This is a genomic window from Chitinophaga sp. 10T418 (assembly GCF_056394125.1).
In genome coordinates this window covers 113,170-134,382 of the sequence record NZ_JBFTHG010000018.1, presented here as the reverse complement: position 1 = coordinate 134,382, position 21,213 = coordinate 113,170, and the positions used below count along the sequence as shown (strand labels likewise).

The window sequence follows — 21,213 nt, the reverse complement described above, 5'->3', positions numbered from 1 at the left end:
GTTTGTGGCTGCGCGGATATTTCTGCTTTATACGATTGCAGCCATGATTCATCCAGCAACAGTTTACAGTTGCTGTCGGCCAGCATATGAGCGAGTCTTTCTTTCGGGTAATCCATATCCAGTGGCACGTAAGCCGCGCCGGCCTTCAGGATACCCAGAATAGCAATCAGCAGCCATTCACTTCTTTCTACCTGCAACCCTACCAGTTCATCCGGTTGAAGATGATATTGTTCATGCAGGTAATGTGCTACCTGGTTGGCGCGTTCATTCAATTGCTGATAGGAAAGTGTCTGCTCTTCAAAATGCAATGCGGCACGATCCGGTGTAGCTTTCACCTGTGCTTCAAACAGCTCATGGATAGTGCTGTGAGAAGGATATGGTACCTGCGTATCATTAAACGTTGTCAGTAATTGCTGCTGTTCTGCCGTGCTCAGATAAGAGAGCGTAGACAGCGGTTCGTCCGGCGCAGCTAACCCTGCTGACAACATGGCTAACAGGTGATCTGCCAAACGTTCCACTGTAGCAGCGTAAAAAAGATCACTGTTATAAGACAAGCTCAATATCACCTCATCTCCATCTTCCGTAAATTCAAACAACAATTCGAATTTGCTGAAAGTATCTCCGTCATTTTTATACTCCGTTACCTGTAGTGCGTTCAATTGCTGTGATGTGCCCTGTTTACCATTCTCTACATTCTGCAATACCAGCATCACATCAAACAGCGGATGGCGGCTTAAATCCCGGTGTAGTTGCAGCGCATCTACCAGTTCATCAAAAGGATATTCCTGGTGTTCGTAAGCACGTAAACAAATCTCTCTGATCTGCTCCAGTAAAGTTTTGAAACCGGCCGACCGGCTGAAACGTGTCCGTAGTGCCAGGGTATTTACATAGAACCCAATCTGATCAGACAGGTCAGCATGTTCCCTGCCGGCAATAGGGCTGCCGATGATAATGTCTTCCTGACCGGTATAACGATACAACAAAGCATTTACCGTTGTCATCAATCCCATGAACAGGGTGGCTCCTTCCTGCTGACAAAATGCTTTCAGTTCTTTAATGGGAAAACGTTTTTTAATATTCCCTCCGTTGTAGGTCTTCACTGCAGGACGTACCTTATCGGTCGTTAACTGCAGCACTGGTAAATCGCCGGAGAATTGTTCCATCCAGTAATTGGCATGCTGCTTAAATGCAGGCGCATGCAGCAGGTTTTGCTGCCAGGCTGCATAATCCTTGTAGTGGATGCGTAAAGGCGGCAGAAGGGCATCATCCGGGCTATTATAAAGCGTCAGCAGCTCCCTGATCAACACTTCTATTGACCAGCCATCGCTGATGATGTGGTGCATGGCAAAACAGAATACCCATTGCTGATTAGCTACCTGGAATAATCCGGCTCTTAACAACGGTCCTTCAGAAAGATTAAAAGGGGCCAAAGAAGTGTGCTTTACCCTTTCCTGCAATTGCAGCTGCTGGTCTTCCATACCGCGGATGTCCTCATTTATTATATGGAACCCGTTTGATGCTACCGGCAGTACAAACTGCCTCACTTCACCACTTTCCACTTCACGGAATACGGTCCGCAGACTTTCATGTCTTTTTATCAGTTTGGTAAACGCTGCTGCAAGCTTGTCCTGCTGTAGTTGTCCTTCGAACACATATACAGCGGGCATGTTATAGGCAATATTACCGGCTTCGAACTGACTCAGCACCCATAGTCTGCGCTGGGAAGAAGAGAGTACATAACTATCCTGTACCGGGATGACGGGGATGGTAGCAAAGGCGGTTCTGGATGTTTGCCTGATCAGTTGCGCCTGTTGTTCCAGTTCTGTATGCGTGAACAGATCCTTCAGCGCCAGCTTCACATCAAACTGTTTGTGGATCTGGCTGGCGAGCCTTGTGGCCTTTAAGCTGTGGCCACCAAGTGAAAAGAAATTATCTTTCACGCCTACTCTATCTTTCCCCAACACCTCCTGCCAGATGAGCACCAGTTTCATTTCGGTTTCATTGCGGGGAAATACGTATTCCACCCCGGTTGTTATACCATTTGAACCGGGATCAGATAACCGTTTTCTATCTACCTTTCCATTGGATGTAACAGGCAGCTGATCCAGTGTTATAAAATGAGTGGGCAACATATAGGCAGGCAGTGTTTGTCCCAGGTATGCCCGAAGATTGGTAGCATCCAGGGCTTCCTGGCTAACGATATACGCCACCAGTTCTTTGTCGCCATTTCCGGTAGGCCGGGTAATCACCACGGCATCATTAATAGCAGTATGCTGCTGTAAAGATTTTTCTATCTCTCCTAATTCAATGCGGTATCCTCTGATCTTCACCTGCTCATCTTTACGGCCGGCAAACTGGATATTACCATCTGGCAGCCATCTGCCAAGATCACCTGTCCGGTATATCCGCTGACCAGGAATAAATGGATCGGGAACAAATCGCTCGTTTGTCAGTTCMGGACGGTTAAGATATCCTCTCGCCAGCCCTGGCCCGCCGATACAGATCTCACCGGTGGCGCCTACCGGTAACAGACCGGGTGCTTCACCCAGGATATATACCCGTGTATTTGCTATCGGACGCCCGATAATATTTTGTGTAAATACCTGTACATCTTCCAGTACAATGGCATCAATAACTGATTCTGTAGGACCATAATGATTATTGATCACTACTCCCGGCAATTTATTGCGTAACTCACTTACCAGTTTGCCATTCATCGACTCACCACCGATGGCCATATGGCTCAGCGAATGACCAGTAAGATCAACCGGCGTATCTAAAAATATCCCTTTGATAAAACCGGGCGTACCTTGTAACACTGTTACTTTTTCTTTGATCAGTGCGGCTATCACCGCTTCGGGCGATTGCAGTACCGTTCTTGAAAGCGCTACCGTCCGGCCTCCTGTCAATAAAGGAAAAAGTGTTTCCAGCAACGATACGTCAAAACAGAAATTTGTTGTCATGGCCGTTACCAGTTGCTCATTCGCATGGAGTAACGTTTGCTCCGCCAGTAAACGCATCAGCAGTGGTCCATGTTCTACCATAACGCCTTTGGGTTCACCGGTGGAACCCGAGGTATAGATCACATACGCCAGTGCATTGTTATTTTCTACTACATCAAAAACGCTGTTGTCCTGTGCTGCGATATGATGCCCGTCGTGCAGATATTTTTTTCTCTTCACCGGCACTGCCAACGCCTGCCTGTCAATACTTAACAAGGCATCGAAGCGGTAACGGGTAAGTTCATTAGATACCGTATGTATTTTATCACTGCAGGTAACAGCAGCAATACCTATTTGGTCATTGATCATATCCCGGAGATAATCACGGGAAACGAACAGTTCAACGCCCCAATCCGTTTTGGTAAAACGGCCGGTTTCAGGATGTGCGTTTTTAAATGCGGTCAGCGATGCGATCATCTCCTCCCGTTTATCTTCATCCATCAGATCACCCAGGAAAAGCAGCCCTTTATCCTTCATCTTTCCAATTGCTTTTACCAGCACATCCCGCAGATAGTTATGCCCATCGAAACATTGGATCACACTATTGATGATGACGAGGTCGAAATCTCCTTCAGTGATGAGATCTATTTCATGTGCCGGCATACACGCCAGTGTGATATTGTGATGCTGACCGGCAACTGCTGCTTCCCGCGTTTTTTCCAGGATAGTAGACGACAGGTCTGTTCCATAGTAGTAGCCCACTTCGGGAGCTATCCTGAACATGGTAAGTCCGGACGAACAACCTATTTCCAGTACACGCATATCTTTATGTAGGAAATCTTTCAACTTCAGGAAAGCGTTCTCACTATACTCCCGCATCTCCGTTTCGCTAAAGTCTTCACCGGTATAACTGTCTATCCAACCTCCCTGTGCAATTGCATCAACGGCTAAACCGCCGATCTGATCCCAGAGATCTTTCCGCATCAATTCACTTCTTAGTGCACCACGTTCTGCGTACACATTCAAACTGTCTATACACACGATGTGCTGCAGCGCTGCACACTGCCATAGCAACCGGTTAGCCATTTCTATCAGGTCTTTACCGGCAAGCAGGATATTAGCCGCCGCATCGTGCAGCATATATAGTACACGTTTCTCCGGATGCTCGGGATCCAGCGGTATATAAACGCCACCGGCCTTCAGGATACCCAGCATAGATACCAATACATCCCTGCTGCCGGTATTCAACATCCCTACGCCGGCGCCTTCACGTAAACCCAGTTCCTGTTTCAGATAACGCGCCAGCTGATTGGATACCTGATCCAGCTCTTTATAGGTAAGCGAACCTGTACTATCGGATACTGCAATGCTATCCGGTGTGAGCTGGCATTGCTTTGCAAACAGTGCATGCACCGTTGTGGCAGGTACGTCCTGATGTGCCCCACTCACATATTGATCAAATAAAAGCTGGTTTTCTGCTTCGTCCGGCAAACGGATCGCCGATAAGGATATATGAGGATTGTCGAGTACGATATCCAGCAGGTTCCGGAAGTGTTTCACTACGCGTTCAATACGGGAATGATCATAGATCTCTGCATAATACTCAAGCGTGATCAGTAGGTCTTCGTCCCTTTCTTCTACCAACCAATCCATATCCAGCTTGGCAGTACCGGAACCTTCCCATTGCAGGGGCGTATCACTGTCATCTATCAGCGCAGAGCGGTCGGACTTGGACTTTGAAAAATTCTGTACAACCAGTGATACATCAAACAGGGGATTACGGGAAGCATCCCTATTGACCTGCAGCATATCTACCAGGTCTTCAAACTGTATATCCTGGTTGCCATAGGCGGCAATACAATCCGCAATAATTGTTTTATGGAAAGTGTCAAAACTCATATCTCCCCGCAGCTGACTTTTTACAGCCAGGGAATTGACGAACATCCCAACAATGCGTTCCAGGTCCGGATGACGGCGGCCGGCAATACCACAGCCGATCACCATACTTTCCTGATTGGTATATTTATAAAATAATACATTCAGTACTGCCAGTAAGGTCATCTGTAAGGTAGCATTGTCTTTTTTGCCCAGCTCACGCATCCGCGCCGTAGTCGCCGCATCAATACTGAAAATGATATGCTCACCTTTAAACGTAAAAGCGGCAGGGCGTTGCCGGTCTGCAGGGAAGTCCAGCACTGGTATACCATCGCTGAAACGGGACAACCAGTATTGCTTTTGCTGATCAAGATCTCCACTTTCCAGCAGACTATTCTGCCAGGTGGAGAAGTCGCGGTACTGTAGTTTAAGTGCCGGTAGCGCCTTCTCATGATACAGCAGCATAAATTCATCAATCAGCACCTGGAAGGAGGTGCCATCCGCTATAATGTGGTGTACATCGATGATCCAGACATATCCCGCATCTGTTATATGTACGAGCGCCGAACGGAATAATGGTGCTGCCGCCAGATCGAAAGGACGGATATAGTCCCTGGCAAAAGCTGCAAACGAGTCCTGGCTGCAGGTATGTTCATCCAGTTCGAAAGGAACATCCGCATGGATCTTCTGAAAGGCCACACCATCTATCATTTCAAAAGATGTACGGAAACTCTCGTGCCGGCTCACCAACATTTTAAGGATAACAGCGATGCGCTCCCTGTCAACATGCCTGCCCAGGTAATTCACGATGGGAATATTGTAGCTGGTGCTTTCCGGCGCAAACTCCTGCATAAAGAAAAGCCGTTTCTGCGCAGATGACAATGGATAATATTCCAGCTCCGGCGCCTTTTCAATATCCGAATAAGCAGCATGAGCAGCCTTTGAAATCAGCGCCGCCTGTTCTTCGAGTACGGGTTTTCCAAACACGTCTTTCAGCTCTATCTTTATTTCAAACACTTTAAATATCTGGCTACATAACAGTGTAGCTTTCAGACTATGGCCACCCAATTCGAAGAAATTGTCTTTTAGCCCGATATTTTTTTTCTCCAGGATATCTTCCCAGATAATCGCCAGTTTTTTCTCCGTTTCACTCTGTGGTGCTTCAAAAGCAACACCCGTATCCATATCCTGCCCTTCCAGCTGCAACAACGCAGAGGTATCTACTTTACCATTGCTCCTCAAAGGCATGCTCTCCAGCTGTATATACTGGTCTGGCACCATATACACGGGCAACTTATTCTTTAGCCAGGAACGGAGGTCCCCTGCATGGAGTACTTTTTTACCTACCACATAAGCCACCAGGAATTTTTCGCCGGAGGCGTTTCCTTTAGCCATTACAACCGCCACCGCCACTTCAGGATGTTCCCGTATCACACTTTCTACTTCCCCTGGTTCCACCCTGTACCCTCTTATCTTCACCTGCTCATCTTTACGGCCAATAAATTCTATATTACCATCTGGCAGCCATCGCCCCAGATCGCCGCTCCGGTATAGGAAGGCGCCTGATTGGAATGGATGCGGCACAAATTTTTCGCTGGTCAGTTCAGGATTATTGAGATAGCCTTTTGCCAGTCCGTCACCACCCACACAAATCTCTCCCACTACCCCCGTACAGCAAAGCTGCAGGAGGTGATCCAGGATGTAAACAGTACTGTTACTGATAGGCTTTCCGATGGGAATATCAGACAATCCGGCTACTACCGGGTAGGTGAGCGAGTAAGTAGTATTCTCCGTAGGGCCGTAACAGTGAATAATCTGTAATGATGGATATTGCCGCAAACAGGCATTGACATGCGAAGGAGAATTCCTGTCTCCGCCAAACAGCACTGTTCTGAGTCCTTCAAACACCCTAATATTACGTTCCACCAGCTGGTTAAACCAGCCTGTAGTAAACCACATGGTATCCACTTTTTCCTGGCGGATAACAGCAGACAGCCGGTCTGTATCCAGCAGCACCTCTTTACTGCACATCACCAGCGTACCACCATGCAGTAACATGCTCCAATATTCAAAAGTTGTTGCATCAAAAGCGATGGCGCCTGTACACAACAACACTTCTTTTCCGGTTAATTGTACGTAGTTTGTGTTCATGACCAGTCTTACCACACCACGCTGATCTGTCATCACCCCTTTTGGCGTACCGGTAGATCCGGAGGTATACATCACGTAAGCCAAATCCCCGGCCACGGATGGAAGCAGCGGCTCCTCAATCGTATCCAGCTGCACATCTATTGCAAAAACATCTCCCGTAAAATCCGGCAGGTCAAACATGTAATCCGTTTCTGTGATCAGCACTTTAACGGCGGTATCCTGAAGAATAAATTTTTTACGGGTATCCGGATAATCTGTATCAACAGGTACATATGCCGCGCCCGCCTTTAGTACACCAAGAATAGCGATGATCAGCCAGTCTGATCTGTCCAGCATAATACCAATCAGCTGCCCTGGCACTACTTCATAATGCGTACGCAGGTAGGCTGCCAGTAACCCGGCGCGTTTGTCCAGTTCAGCGTAGGTGAGCTTTTGTCCACGCGCAACTACCGCGATTTTATCCGGTGTTCTTGCCACCTGCATTTCGAACAATGCTGCGATGGACTTCTCCTCCGGATAAGCTGCTGCCGTATCATTTAAGCCATGGATCAGCAACGTTTGTTCTATTGCTGACAAAAACTGTAATTCCTGAATGGACTGCTCCGGCTGATCCAGGATCACCGCCAGCAATTGCAACAGGTGGTCAGCCAGTTGCTCGGCAGTCCGGCCAGTATAAATGCCTTTGTTATAATCTAAACTTGTTTTAATCTCATCTCCTTCCTCTGTAAAATCAAAAGAAAAATCATACTTGCTGATCAGGAGTGTATCACCCAGGTAAGGTTTTATTTGCAGCGCACCTGCACCCTTCCGGTTTGTTGCACTGTTCACATCTGCATTCTGCAATACTACACTCACATCGAACAACGGATTTCTGCTCATATCGCGTTGCAGCTGAAGTTCCTGTATGAGCGTATCAAAGGGATAGGCCTGGTGTGCATATGCTTCCAGCGTAATTTCTTTTACATGCAGCAGTAATTCCCGGAAGCTGTGCGCTCCTTTGAACCTGACGCGCAATGGCAATGTGTTCAGGTATAAGCCGATCTGGTCTTCCAGCTCCGCATGTTCACGACCGGCAATCTGTGTACCGATAATGATATCTTCCTGGAAAGTATAACGATACAGTAGTGCATCCACCAATGCCAGCAGTCCCATAAAAAGTGTGCTGCCATTTTCCTGGCAAAGTTGTTTCAATCTTTTACCCTGTTCTGCCGGGATCACTCTTTTTACAACACCTCCTTCATAACCTCTGATCTGCGGACGTGCTTTATCTCCGGGAAACGCCAGCACGGGGATTGGGGTACTGAACTGTTCTTTCCAATAGGCTTCATGCGATTGCATAACAGGGCCCTTCAACTGTTCCTGTTGCCACGATGCATAGTCGCGGTATTGGATATTCAAAGCACTTAGTGGTGATGCGCTGAAGTAGGATGTCGTGAGTTCATTGATCAGGATACTCATAGACCAGCCATCGCTGATAATATGATGCATCACATAAGTGAACACCCATTGGTCATCGCTGATCTGCAGCAGCGAAGCCCTTAACAGCGGGCCCGATGCCAGATCAAATGCCTGTGCCGAAAATTGCCGTACCCGATCTTCTACTGAAGCAGTATTGCCGCGAAGATCAACATGGTGAATATTAAAATCCAATGATTCGGGTGTGCATACATATTGCCGGATTGCTCCCTGTTCGTCTTCTCTGAAAACCGTTCTGAGGATTTCATGTCTTTCTATCAGGCGGTTAAAAGCTGCAGCAAGTTCTTCCAGGTTGAGTGTACCTTCAAAAATAACGCTCATCGGAATATTATATGCCCCACCACCCCCTTCAAGCTGACTGGCCATCCAGAGGCCTTTCTGCGCGGAAGATAGTTCATAATGCACCTGTTCCGGAAGCCGTGTGATATGGCGGTATGCGGTACTGCGTGTATTTTTGAGCAAGGAAAGAATTTCTTCTTTATGCGTTCTCAGAAATGCAGTTTCCTGCTCACTCAGTTGTTGAACATTACCTCTGATCCGCAGGTTGTTGCCGCTGTCATCCGGCGTAATGATAATTCCTTTGCTCTTGCAGCTGAGCAGGATGGCTAAGATATCTTTCATCTAGAAGATTATTTCGTCGTTACCGTTTACAAGTATCTCATCACTGTTATCCATCCACTGCACGGACTCTATGTAGTTAGACAGATGTTCCACAGTGGGATCAATAAAAAGGTTCTTGAGGTCAATTTGCACTCCGAAGACCTCATGTATTTTTGAGATCACGCGGGTAGCTTTCAGGCTGTGTCCACCGAGATCAAAGAAGTTATCCCGGATACCGATCTGTTGGCGTTCCAGAATCGTTTCCCAGATAGCTGCCACCTGCCTGTCAATCTCATTTCTGAAAGGCACGTAATTGTTATTGGATACTGTCGCATCCTCCGGTCGGGGAAGCGCCTTTTTATCCAGTTTACCATTACTGTTCAGCGGAAATTCCTGCAGGGAAATCAGGAACGAGGGGATCATATATACGGGTAGTGAATGACTCAAACTTTCCCTCAAATGGCGGATATCAGCTCCTTCCTGTGCGATCAGATACGCTGCCAGTTCATATTCTCCGTTGATTTGTTTTAAGGGAATCACCACTGCGTCTTTTACGCCCTCCTGTCTGATCAATGCCGTTTCTACTTCGCCGATTTCGATGCGGTGCCCCCGGATCTTTACCTGTTCATCTTTGCGGCCGATATACTCTATATCTCCTGAAGGAAGAATGCGCGCATAGTCACCGGAACGGTAAAGTTTTTCTCCGGAGCGTGCAGGATGCGGGATAAATTTCTGTGCCGTCAATTCCGGCCTGTTCAGGTAACCACGGGCCACGCCGGCGCCACCTATGCAGAGCTCTCCTGTTACACCCACTGGCACCTGTTGCAGATCGGCATCCAGCACATAAGCGCTCAGGGTAGGAATAGGCAATCCTATATTGCTTTTATTGGCAGTAATTTCTGTTGTGGTAATTTCCTTGAAGGTGACATGTACCGTAGTTTCAGTAATACCATACATGTTAATGTTTCTGCAATCCGGAAATGTTTGTTGCCATTCCCGCAGAATTTCCGGCATCAGGGCTTCCCCACCAAAGATGAGATAGCGCAGCGCCAGCTGCTGACGCGAAAAACGATGCCGGTTATTGTTGACCAGACTTCTGAAAGCAGTGGGCGTTTGGTTGAGTACTGTGATCTTTTCCTCACCCAGGAAATCGTAGAAAGCAATACTATCCTGGGCCACTTCTTTAGGTACTATCACTACCATTCCGCCTTTCAGCAAAGCCCCATACATTTCCCAAACTGAGAAGTCAAAACAGTAAGAATGAAATAGTGACCAACGGTCTGCATTGTTGAAGTCAAACAGGTCCTGATCATTGAATAGCAGCCTGGTAACGTTACGATGTTCAATCAACACACCTTTGGGGTTCCCGGTTGTACCGGAAGTATAGATCACATACGCCAGGTTATCCGGCCTGACTGCTATCTCCAGTGTATCTTCCGGATAATCAGCGGTCGTAATATTTATAGCGGTAATATCTTCTATCGTTGTATGAGGGAGCCCATCACACAGCAGGAGCCGGCTGCCGCTATCGGTGGTGATATAACGGATTCTTTCCACCGGATAGCCAGGATCTACAGGGACATATGCCGCACCGGCTTTTAATACTGCCAGGATACTGATCAACATCCATTCTGTACGCTCAAAATGAAGTACTACCAGGTCTTCCTGCTGTACGCCATAACTATTCACCAACAGGTGCGCCAGTTGTCCGCTGCGGCGATCAAGTTCCTGGTAGGTAAGGGTAGCTTCGCCTGACTTCACCGCTATATGATCCGGGAAATGCGCGGCTGCCGTACGAAACAGGCTATTGATAGTGGCCTGCTGATCGTAACCAACATGTGTCTGATCCGCTTTTGAAGACAAAAGCTGCTTTTCCGCTTCATCCAGTAACGAAATATCTTTGAGCAAAATGTCCGGCTCCCGGCATACCTGTTCAAACACCCGGTTCAGGTGTATGGCCATTTGCTGCACCGTTTCATTTCTGAATAAACCTGTATTATACTCCAGCTCCAGCTGCAGGTTACCAGCTACTTCTGTAAAAATAAACGTGAGATCATATTTTGCCACGCCAGCAGCAATATGCAGCCTTTCCAGCCGCATATCGGGTGTCACCTGCTCATTATCCGTCATCTCCAACCCTTCTATATTCTGTAATACCACCATCACGTCGAACAGCGGAGACCGCGACATGTCGCGTTTTAACTTCAGATGATCCACCAGCATTTCAAATGGAAGATCCTGGTGACTGAATGCCTGTAACAGGAGTTCTTTCAGCTGAAGCAACAATGTGCTGAAACTATCTGAGCTACTTAATGTAGTGCGTACAGGCAGTGTATTCACATAAAATCCTATCTGATCATGCAGCTGAGCATTATCGCGGCCGGCCACAGGTGTACCTATCACTATATCCCGCTGGTCAGTATATTTTTTCAGCAACACGTTTACTCCTGCCAATAGTAACATGAATAAACTCACACCTGATCCTGCAGCAAGATCAGCCAGCTTACTGCTAATGACAGCACGATGAACTGCTCCTTCATAAGTTTTTACTGCAGGCCGGGGAAAGTCTGCCGGCAATTCCAGTGCAGGTACTTCCTCTTTAAATACACCTGTCCAGTAATCCAGCAACGTTTCCAATTGCCCACCTGTAAAGCGGGTTTGCTGCCATACTGCAAAGTCTTTATACTGCAATGCCGCCGGTGTTAACGTCCCCGTACGATAGGCCGTCATTACTTCTTTGTACAATACTGCCACCGACCAGCCGTCGCTGATGATATGATGCATATTGAAAGACAATATCCTGCTGTCTGCTGTATTCAACACGAAACAGGCCAGCAGTGGCCCTTTTTCAAGGTCGAAAGGTTCCTGCCATTTATTCTGAAGGATCCCCGCTATCCCTGCTGACGATAGTGAACGGGGAATTGTTATCTCTTCTATACGCAATTCAACAGCTGCCGCATCCTGAATCAGCTGCACCGGTGCTCCATCCCTTTCTGCGAAAATCGTACGCAGACTCTCATGTTTTGCTATCACCAATCTTAACGCCTGTTCCAGTCGTTCTACCTCCAGGTGGCCGTAGATCCGGAATGCGGCCGGCATATTATATGCTCTTGAAGCATCCCTGAATTTTGTAAGTACCCACAACCGCTCCTGCGCAAAAGAGATCGGGTAATACGCCTGTTCCTCCGCAGGAACAATCTGCTGAAACCTTTGTTCTGCACGGTTATCAATCAGCAATGCCTGTTCCTCAATTGTTGGGGAACTAAATATTTCATTAAGACTGAGTTCTTTTTTTAATTCTTTCGCAATGAGCGACCTTAATCTTGCCGCTTTCAGACTATGTCCTCCAAGGCTGAAGAAATTATCTTTTATGCCGAAACCTGTTCTGTGCAATACCGTTTCCCATAAACCAAGCAATAAATGTTGCAGGGAGCTGGCCGGCGGCACTATGTTGATGGCATCATCTGCCGTGGCAGATGGTAATGGCAACAGTTGTTTATCTACCTTACCATTGCTATTCAGTGGTATTTCTTCCAGTTTTATCCAGTATGCCGGGATCATATAAGCTGGCAGTAACGCAGACAAATATTCTTTCAACCCGGTTTGCGCTTCACCGCTATAATAGGCTACGATCTCCTGTTCACCATTCACTTCTCTGATCAACACGGCAGCCCGTTGTATCATAGGGTGTTGCTCCAGCATATATTGTATTTCGCCCAGCTCGATCCGGTAACCTCTCACTTTCACCTGGTCGTCTGCACGACCCGTAAATGCCACGTTGCCATCTGCCAACCAGTATCCTTTATCACCTGTCCGGTACATCATGAGGCCATCCACAAAAGGATTCTTCAGGAATTTTTCTCCCGTCAGCTCCTGTTTACCATAATATCCTTTTGCTACAGATTGTCCGCTTAAAAATATTTCTCCCTCCACACCTGGCGGCAGTAAATGCAGGTATTCATCCAGGATATACAACTGCGTATAACCTACAGGCTTACCTATGGGAATCAGTGTAAGATCTTCTCCACCAAACCTGTACATGGTACTGTAGGTAGTGTCTTCGGAAGGGCCATATAAATTTCTCAGCTCCATTCCTTTATGCTTCAGGTCCTGTATAATCTTACGGGGAACCGGTTCTCCGGCCATATTAAGTGCTACCACATTACCCCAGTTCATTCCCTGATCCAGCAATGCATTCACAACAGAAGGCACTGTATTAACCAGCACATGGCGGTCTGTTTCCACAAACGAGGGAATCTGCAGCGCCGATGTCAGTAGCCGGATTTTTCTGCCTTGTATCAAAGGCAGAAAAACTTCAAACACGGAGAGATCAAAACAGTAAGAAGTGGTGGCATATAAAATATCATAAGGCGTGCTGCTGAATTCCTGGTCTGCCCACTTCAGAAAGGCGGTCACATTCCGGTGACTGATCTCTACGCCTTTGGGTTTCCCGGTAGAGCCGGAAGTATAGATCAGGTAAGCCGTTTGGGACCTAATATCTCCTCTGCTAACAGGTATTGCCGGTTCATCCAGAGAAATATCCGCTATCCTGATTACCTGTCCTTTATAGTCAGGAGGTATCAGGCCAACACTGGCTTCATCCACCAGCAGCACCGCAGGAGCGGCATCTTCCAGTATATATTTTATCCTGGCAGCAGGATAGGAAGGATCAATAGGAACATAAGCCTTGCCTGCTTTTAAGATGCCCAGCATGCTGATCACCATCCATTCAGTTCGTGCCATCAGTAATCCTACAAAAGGATGTTCGCTCCTGGCAGAAAGATAAACGCCAAGGCGGTCTGAAAGACTGTTCAGCACAGCATAGCTGAGTTCCTTCTCTCCTGCTATCAGCGCAGTAAGTGAAGCGTTACGCTGAAAGGAACTGTTCAATAATACCAGCACATCCTGTTCTTCAATATCTTCCACCGGTTTATTAAAAACTGTCAGTAGCTGTTCCTTCTCTGCTGCATTCACAATTTCAATATCAGCGATCCTGATTTCCGGTTGTTCCATCACCTGGCGGATGATCTCCTGGTAGGCCCCGTAGAGCGCCATTATGCGTTCCTTTTTAAACAGGCCCACGGCATACTCTATCTCAATAACAAACCTGTTATCGGGCTCAAAATCAAAGTAGAAACTAAGGTCCAATTTGGCGCCTCTCTTTTCATCTTCTCTTTTACCGGAAGGATAGAGATAGTTACCCAGCAGGCTCAATTCAAAGCCATGCTGTTTACTAAAATTCATAGATCCATCTCCCAATGCCGCATTCTGTAATACGATCATTACATCGAACAACGGATTTCTCCCGGTATCTCTCTTCAGATCAAGCTCCTCCAGGATTCTGTCAAAAGGATAATCCTGAAATTCAAAGGCTTTAAAAGAACTATCAGATATCTCTTTCAGGAAATCCCTGATAGAAAGCGCTGGATTAACGGTAACAGACAGTGGCAGGGTGTTCACGTATAACCCTACCTGTTCTTCCAGGTCAAAATGATTACGGCCGGCAACAGGTGTCCCGGTAACAATATCTCGCTGTCTGGAAAATTTATGCAGCAAGAGTGTAACCGTTGCCCGGAAGAAGTTAAAAGTAGTAATCTGTTCCTTTCTGCAGAATGCGAGGATAGCGGCATACAATCCGGCGTCCATATAAAAACGGGAGAATGCTCCCTCATAATTCTTTACAGCAGGGCGGGAAAAGTCATACGGCAGGGATAATGGCTCTGGCATTGTTTCAAAACGTTGCTTCCAGAAATCCTTCGCTGCGGCTCCTTTGGGGCCGTCTATCTTACGTTGCAGCCAGTCGGCGTAATCCTTATACTGTATCCGGAGTGGATCAGTTACCAGTTCCTGTCCGCGGCAGCAGGCCTCATAGTTACGCATCACTTCTTGGATGAGTACACTGATAGACCGGCCATCGCTGATAATATGATGTACGCCGAAGATCAGTGCATGCTCATCGGTAGACAAACACAGCAACCTAACCCTGAGCAAGGGACCATTCCCGAGGTCAAATTGCCAGCGGGCAGGTTCCTGCGATGCGGCGACCAGGTATTCTCTCAGATCCGCGCGATGACTGATATCTTCGTACTCAATTTCAAATGGGATATTTGGTTTTATTACCTGCAACAGCTCACCGTCTGCTTCTTTAAAAACAGTACGAAGGCTTTCATGCTTTTGAACAGATTTTTTGAAGGCAGCATTCAGGTTTTCTACGATAACCGTTCCTTTAAGATAAAAACTGGTTACAATATTATAGGCAGCTGTTCCTCCTTCAAACTGACTGAGTACCCAGATCCGCTGTTGCGCATTGGACACAGGATAGTGCTCCGCAGGAGATATGGCGGGAATAGGCGCAAAAGAAGACTGATCCATAGCATTCCTAAGGAAAGTGATCAGTTCCTGCTTGTGTTCCTTTATCTGCACCAGAAATTCTTCTGACAAATTTCTCGTTTCACCTACCAATTTAAGTTGCGCTCCTTCCAGTAGCGGAATAACTTTATTCCGCTTTAAGACAGTTATAAGATCTATTACATTCATAAAACAATACCCTTTTCCCGGTTGTGTTCTTTTTTAAGCCATAGCATGCTTTCAATCATGACTATGAGTTCTGAAAATGTGCAGTGTTGAAATATTTGAGTTGCATCAATGTTTATGTTGAGGTCTCTGTTAACCGTATTGATCAGGTCCATTGCGCGGAGAGAATCCAATCCCATTTCCGCAAGTCCTGCATTCTCATCCGGCGCTCCTGTCAGTTGTAGATTCGTTCTCGAAATAATCACCCCTGTCAGATACTTCCGGATAACCTCATAGTCCCCATTTCTGATCGTTTCATTCAGCAGCACTCCTACATCAATATCAACGCGTGCATCTTTTTTCATGCGCGTTTTTGCTCCGATAACATTAAACCGCTCCTGCAGATAGTGTTCCCTGCATCTGACCCGTTGCAGTTTACCACTGGTTGTTCTGGGGATTCCCAGTGGCGTAGTTAAGATGATATCATACAATCCTATTCCGAATACACTCAAGACGGCAGTATCGATCATATTAATTACCTGGCCGGCGTCCAACCCATTGACAGCGGTTCTGTTGATTTCTGCGACTGCTACAATACGTGCGTCATCGTCATCAATACTGAATACCACCATACCATTTGTAGCAATGGCCGGATGTGAGTCTGCTACCAATTGTTCAATATCGTAGGGGTAATAATTTACACCACGAATAATCAACATTTCTTTTTGCCGTCCATTCACAAAAAGTTCATTCCCATATAGAAATCCAAGATCACCTGTTCGCAGAAAAAGGCGATCGTCTATTGTATAAAAAGTATTGCTGTTATCTTTCCTCCAATACCCTGCTGTAACGCTGTCACCGGCAATACAGATCTCTCCTTCCTCCAATTCCGTTACGGCTTGCTGTGTTTGAGCAGCGATTATTTTCACGTCCATGCCCGCGCAGATCCTACCGGAACTCACCAGTGATTTCGCAGCAGTATTCCCACTTTCAAGCAACTGTAACTTCCCCTGTTGCAAAGCAATTTTATCTGCATACACCACACGTGGTGTTGCATTATTCTTTAACCCTGACACCATCAATGTAGCCTCCGCCAGTCCATAGCAGGGATAAAAAGCCTGTTCAGTAAATCCGGCCGAAGCAAAGTAGTGTGAGAAGCGTGCAATGGTATCTGCTTTTACGGGTTCCGATCCGTTGTAGGCCAGTATCCAGCTGGAGAGATCCAGCGCAGAAATTTCATGAGGAGCCACTTTATCAACGCAGAGGTCAAATGCAAAATTGGGCCCACCGCTATGTGTTACCTTGTAGTTTGAAATAGCTTTCAGCCAATTAACCGGCCGTTGCATAAAATGCAGTGGGGACATCAGTACACAGGTACAACCTACATAAATTGCATGCAGGATATTTCCGATCAGGCCCATGTCATGATGAAAAGGCAACCACGACATGATGACGGAATTTTCATCACAACGAAAGGTATTTCTGATCACCTCCTGGTTATGCAGCAGGTTGTTGCTGCTGATAACAACTCCTTTCGGAATGCCTGTAGAACCTGATGTATATTGTATAAAAGAGATGGGATGATATAATGGCGCTGACAACAACGAATCTGTTTCCAACTCCGGGAGATTCGTTGTCAATACAAATTCAATATCGGTATCAATGGTCTGCTGCAGGAGTACAGAGAGTTCAGCTACCGTAAGTATGGCGCTGATCTCTGCATCCTTTATAATATTTGTAAGTCTTTCTCTGAGTTTGCTGCTCCTGTTAAAAAAAACGGGTACTGCAACGATGCCTGCATATTGACAAGCCATAAAAGCCACAATAAATTCAATCGTATCCTGATAGATCAACATGACCCTTTTACCCAAAAGATTTTCACCGGAAAGATGAGTAGCCAGTTGCTTTACCCGCAGCATCAATTCTTCGAATGTGACAATGCAGGTGGCATTACTACCATCAGTCAGATAGATGAAAGCATTTTTTTGTGGACAGTTTAAAGCGTGTAGCATTAATTGATAAACAATATTCATTTCCATAACTCTGGATAGCTCATTTACAAATACGGCATGAGGATACCATAACCGGATTTTAAGTTCCGAAATCAGCAATAATGCGGTAGTTTAAAACCTCCGCGAACAAGCGTTTCCGACAACCGCCGGCGGCGGTTACAGATTTGACTCAATGATTAATTGACAGCATATTATGATGGATCAATGCTACAATAGATAACTAAACGTATACCTGGCAATAGGATGAACTCAGATGGCTTAGTTACATACTAAAAGTTAAAGGGTACAAAAGGGTTTAAAGGTTGAAAAAGGGTTTAAAGGGTTTAAAGATAAAAAGGGTTTAAAGGGTCATCTTGCTAATAAGTTGGGCTATTATATACAGATCATCGTAACCACTTCTATCCGCTATTTTTAATGCAGCTAGATAAATCCGTTTTCAATTTAAGGTAAATTATTTAATCACAAAAAAAAATCTGTTCTATTAATAATCGTTATGATGAAGTTTGATAAATAATGACAGATGATTTTTTTCCGATCATACAACGGGCCCCAAACAGGATGATAAACACAGCAGTCAGGACAAGAAACGATCCCACAAAACATAATACAGCACTATATTTCAAGGCATCAACACCTAGCACTTACTGCAGTATCTCCGCAGCCATATCTGGGGGTAATACATATACTGCAAAACTGCGGCACTGATATTCATGCGCATTTTTTATTCGCGGCTGTTCAACTAAAATAAGATAAATCCCATGAATAGTTTATACGTTTGGGTTAGGACCACAAACCATATATTTCAGAAATAGATCTAACTAATTCAGGACTAAATACTTTTAAAGAAAAAAAAAGCGACTCTTCACAATATCTTAATATAATTACATTCTATTACCAGGATGAAAACAACTATCTTTAACGGTTCAAACAAATAAAATCAGCTGAGAATGGAAATACCAGGTAGCTTCATTAAAATATTCCCGGAATACGAGGATGTTTTTTATGATGATGTGGAAAATCACCGGAAATACTTTCTGCCCTTATGTTCTATTAATCTGGGGTTCCTTTTACCGGACAAGGATCAGTGGCTGCATTTTGTGTCTGTAAAAGAAATATATGATGGTCGGGTAGGTGAAAACACGACAGCGTTTCACACAAACTACACCAAATGCGATATGTTCGGTTTTGATATCATCGATGGGAAATATAAGTTTGACGCGAAGTGGGAATACTTTACTGTTTCCACCGAAATCCCACCGGATAGTTATCACCTGGAATATACCGATGAGGAGATACAATTTAATTTTAATGAGGCGATGTATCAATTAAAGAAGTCGTACTATAAAAAATTCGGACAATTATACGATCGGGATTTCTACAGGCCCGGCTTAACAGTAGAAGGAATCAGAAAATTAGAAAGGCTGCTGAAGCTGACAGTAGAAGATCTGCACAATGATGCGCCTTCAGATTATCTGGCAGAAGTCATCAATAAAAAGATCAACGGTGTAATAGACGAAATCAATACAAACCATCTCCCTCTTGATGAATGTGAATACGCAGGCACCAATCTGATGGATAAGCCGCTCAGGGAAGATGGCCGTCTTTTTAACTATATCGCCTGTATGGAAGGATACCATTTCCAGGAAAATGCCGCTGATCAGATTTACTTATTTCATGATGATCAGCTGAAAAAAGCAGTGATTTGCCTGGAATATACCTGATTAAAGAATGGCTACCATTCGGTAGGTGCTTTGCCGAATTTCTTCTTAAAAGAATGMGAGAAATGAGAGAGGCTTTCAAAGCCCAGGTCAAGATAAATGGCAGATGATTTTTTGTTCTTTTTTTCTATAAGATGCCGGGCTTCTTCCAGTCGCCTTTCTAATAACCACTGTCGTGGGGCCATCCCGAATATCTTTTGGAAATCACGCTTAAATCCTGCCAGGCTTCTTCCTGTAAGTCGTGCAAATTGATCAACCGGAATATTGTAGTGAAAGTTGCTGCGCATGAATTTTTCCAAATCCATTTTATACGGTTCCGAAAAGTCGAATAAGAATTTCCGGAGCTCGGGCATCGTATTCATAAGAAGATATACCGCCTCTTTTACTTTAAGCATCCCCATCGCCCTGGTTACTTCTTCTTCCGGATGCTGAACATATGGAAGCAAAGATTGAAAGAAAGCGTGCAAAAAAACGCTCCCGGGGATACGAATGTTGGAAGGCCCACTGTATTTTTGCCCTGTCTCTATTTGCTCCTCAAGGGCAATCTTCCGGAGGAAGTCTTCTTTCAGCACAATGACAATGGTCTGATAATCCTCACCATCCAAAGGCGTTTTAGTAATTTCTCCCAATTGATTTTTTTGTATCAGCAACATTTCGCCGCGACTCATAGAGATTTGCTGGCTGGCAGTTTCCAACGTAAAGACGCCCGAAACCTGCAACACCAGCGTATTGTGCTCCAGAAATGCCACCTTCTCCTTTCTCATGGCGGAGAAATAAGAGTAAAAGATAACCCCGGGAATTATTTCAGTTGGGTTTGTCATAATGCAAAGATATAAAACAGCCGGGGGTTATCTGCAACTCCACTACCGCTGCAGGTAGGTACCTCCAAGTATCGCTCCAGTTGAAAAATGTGTGTTAAGTGTATTCAATTCATCAGCCGTGAACTCAATTTCCATGGCCTGAATATTTTCCGGCAACCGGGACCTCCTGCTCATGCTTACTAATGGCATGATATGATCTCCCTGCGCATTCACCCAGGCAATTGCCAGTTGCGTTGGTGTGTATCCCTTCTCCTTAGCCAGTTGCTTTAATACCTCCACTTTCTCCAGGTTCTTTACCAGGTTCTCTCCCTGAAAGCGCGAGAAGTGATGATGGTAGTCATTAGCAGGAAGAGGTGCTTTCATCTCACCGGTGAGTAACCCTTCGGCTGTATTGGCAAATGCCACCACTCCTATACCCAGCTCTTTAGCCGTAGGAAGCAGCTCGCTTTCTATCTGGCGATCTGCCAATGAATAGCCTATTTCCAATGCCGTTACCGGGTGAACACTATTCGCCTTACGCAATTGGTCTGCGGTTATTTCAGAAACGCCCAGATAGCGCACCTTCCCTTCTTTGATCAGGTCGGCAACAGTTCCGATCACATCTTCTATAGGAACACTGTTGTCTAGTCGGCACGGCTGATAAAGGTCAATGGTATCTATACCTAAGCGCACCAGAGAATAATTGATGAAATTCTTGATGGCTACAGGACGCAGGTCCAGTCCAAGCCACTGACCACCATAGAAAATTGCACCAAACTTAACACTTATAAAGGCATCGTCTCTCCTTCCTTTGATGGCTTTTCCTACAAGCAATTCATTGTGTCCGCTGCCGTAAAAGTCGCCGGTATTCAAAAAGTTAATGCCGCTGTCCAATGCCTGCTGAATGGTAGCAATACTTTCATTTTCATCACTCCCCGCGCTTCCCCAAACAGGCGACATCCGCATACAACCTAATCCTAGTTTAGACACGAGTGGCCCGTTTTGGCCAAGTGTTATCTTTGTTATTGCTGTCATAGCTGCTGTTTTATTGATTAAGGACACAAAGATCCGCCTTTAGGTACTATCACTGCTTTCTCTCATGGCTCAATTTACTTGCCTGGGCAGC

Annotated in this window: 6 protein-coding genes; 1 reads left to right on the top strand and 5 read right to left on the bottom strand. The window is 45.7% G+C overall.

All coding sequences use genetic code 11. The features are described 5' to 3' along the window. From AC1DCV_RS33245 to AC1DCV_RS33235, 3 genes are all read right to left on the bottom strand, one after another. Window positions 1-9,065, bottom strand: a 9,065-nt coding sequence (locus AC1DCV_RS33245; RefSeq protein ID WP_477027209.1) for an amino acid adenylation domain-containing protein, incomplete at its 3' end; no start/stop codon positions are given. After that, a complete protein-coding gene (locus AC1DCV_RS33240; RefSeq protein WP_477027208.1) occupies window positions 9,066-15,485 on the bottom strand; it encodes an amino acid adenylation domain-containing protein in 6,420 nt (2,139 codons plus the stop codon). A 92-nt stretch (window positions 15,486-15,577) separates the two neighbouring features. Beyond that, window positions 15,578-17,596 (bottom strand): AMP-binding protein, encoded by a 2,019-nt coding sequence (locus tag AC1DCV_RS33235; RefSeq protein ID WP_477027207.1) that lies wholly within the window; start codon window positions 17,594-17,596, stop codon window positions 15,578-15,580. Between the two features lie 920 nt (window positions 17,597-18,516). Here AC1DCV_RS33235 and AC1DCV_RS33230 point away from each other — a divergent pair. Then, complete coding sequence (locus AC1DCV_RS33230; protein ID WP_477027206.1) at window positions 18,517-19,290, top strand: hypothetical protein; 774 nt, start codon at window positions 18,517-18,519, stop codon at window positions 19,288-19,290. Between the two features lie 11 nt (window positions 19,291-19,301). Here AC1DCV_RS33230 and AC1DCV_RS33225 read toward each other — a convergent pair whose 3' ends face one another. Both AC1DCV_RS33225 and AC1DCV_RS33220 read right to left on the bottom strand, forming a co-directional pair. Beyond that, window positions 19,302-20,108 (bottom strand): helix-turn-helix domain-containing protein, encoded by an 807-nt coding sequence (locus AC1DCV_RS33225; RefSeq protein ID WP_477027205.1) that lies wholly within the window; start codon window positions 20,106-20,108, stop codon window positions 19,302-19,304. 42 nt (window positions 20,109-20,150) lie between these two features. Continuing rightward, entirely contained in the window at window positions 20,151-21,122 is a 972-nt protein-coding gene (locus AC1DCV_RS33220; protein WP_477027204.1) for an aldo/keto reductase, read from the bottom strand. Window positions 21,123-21,213 lie beyond the last annotated feature (91 nt).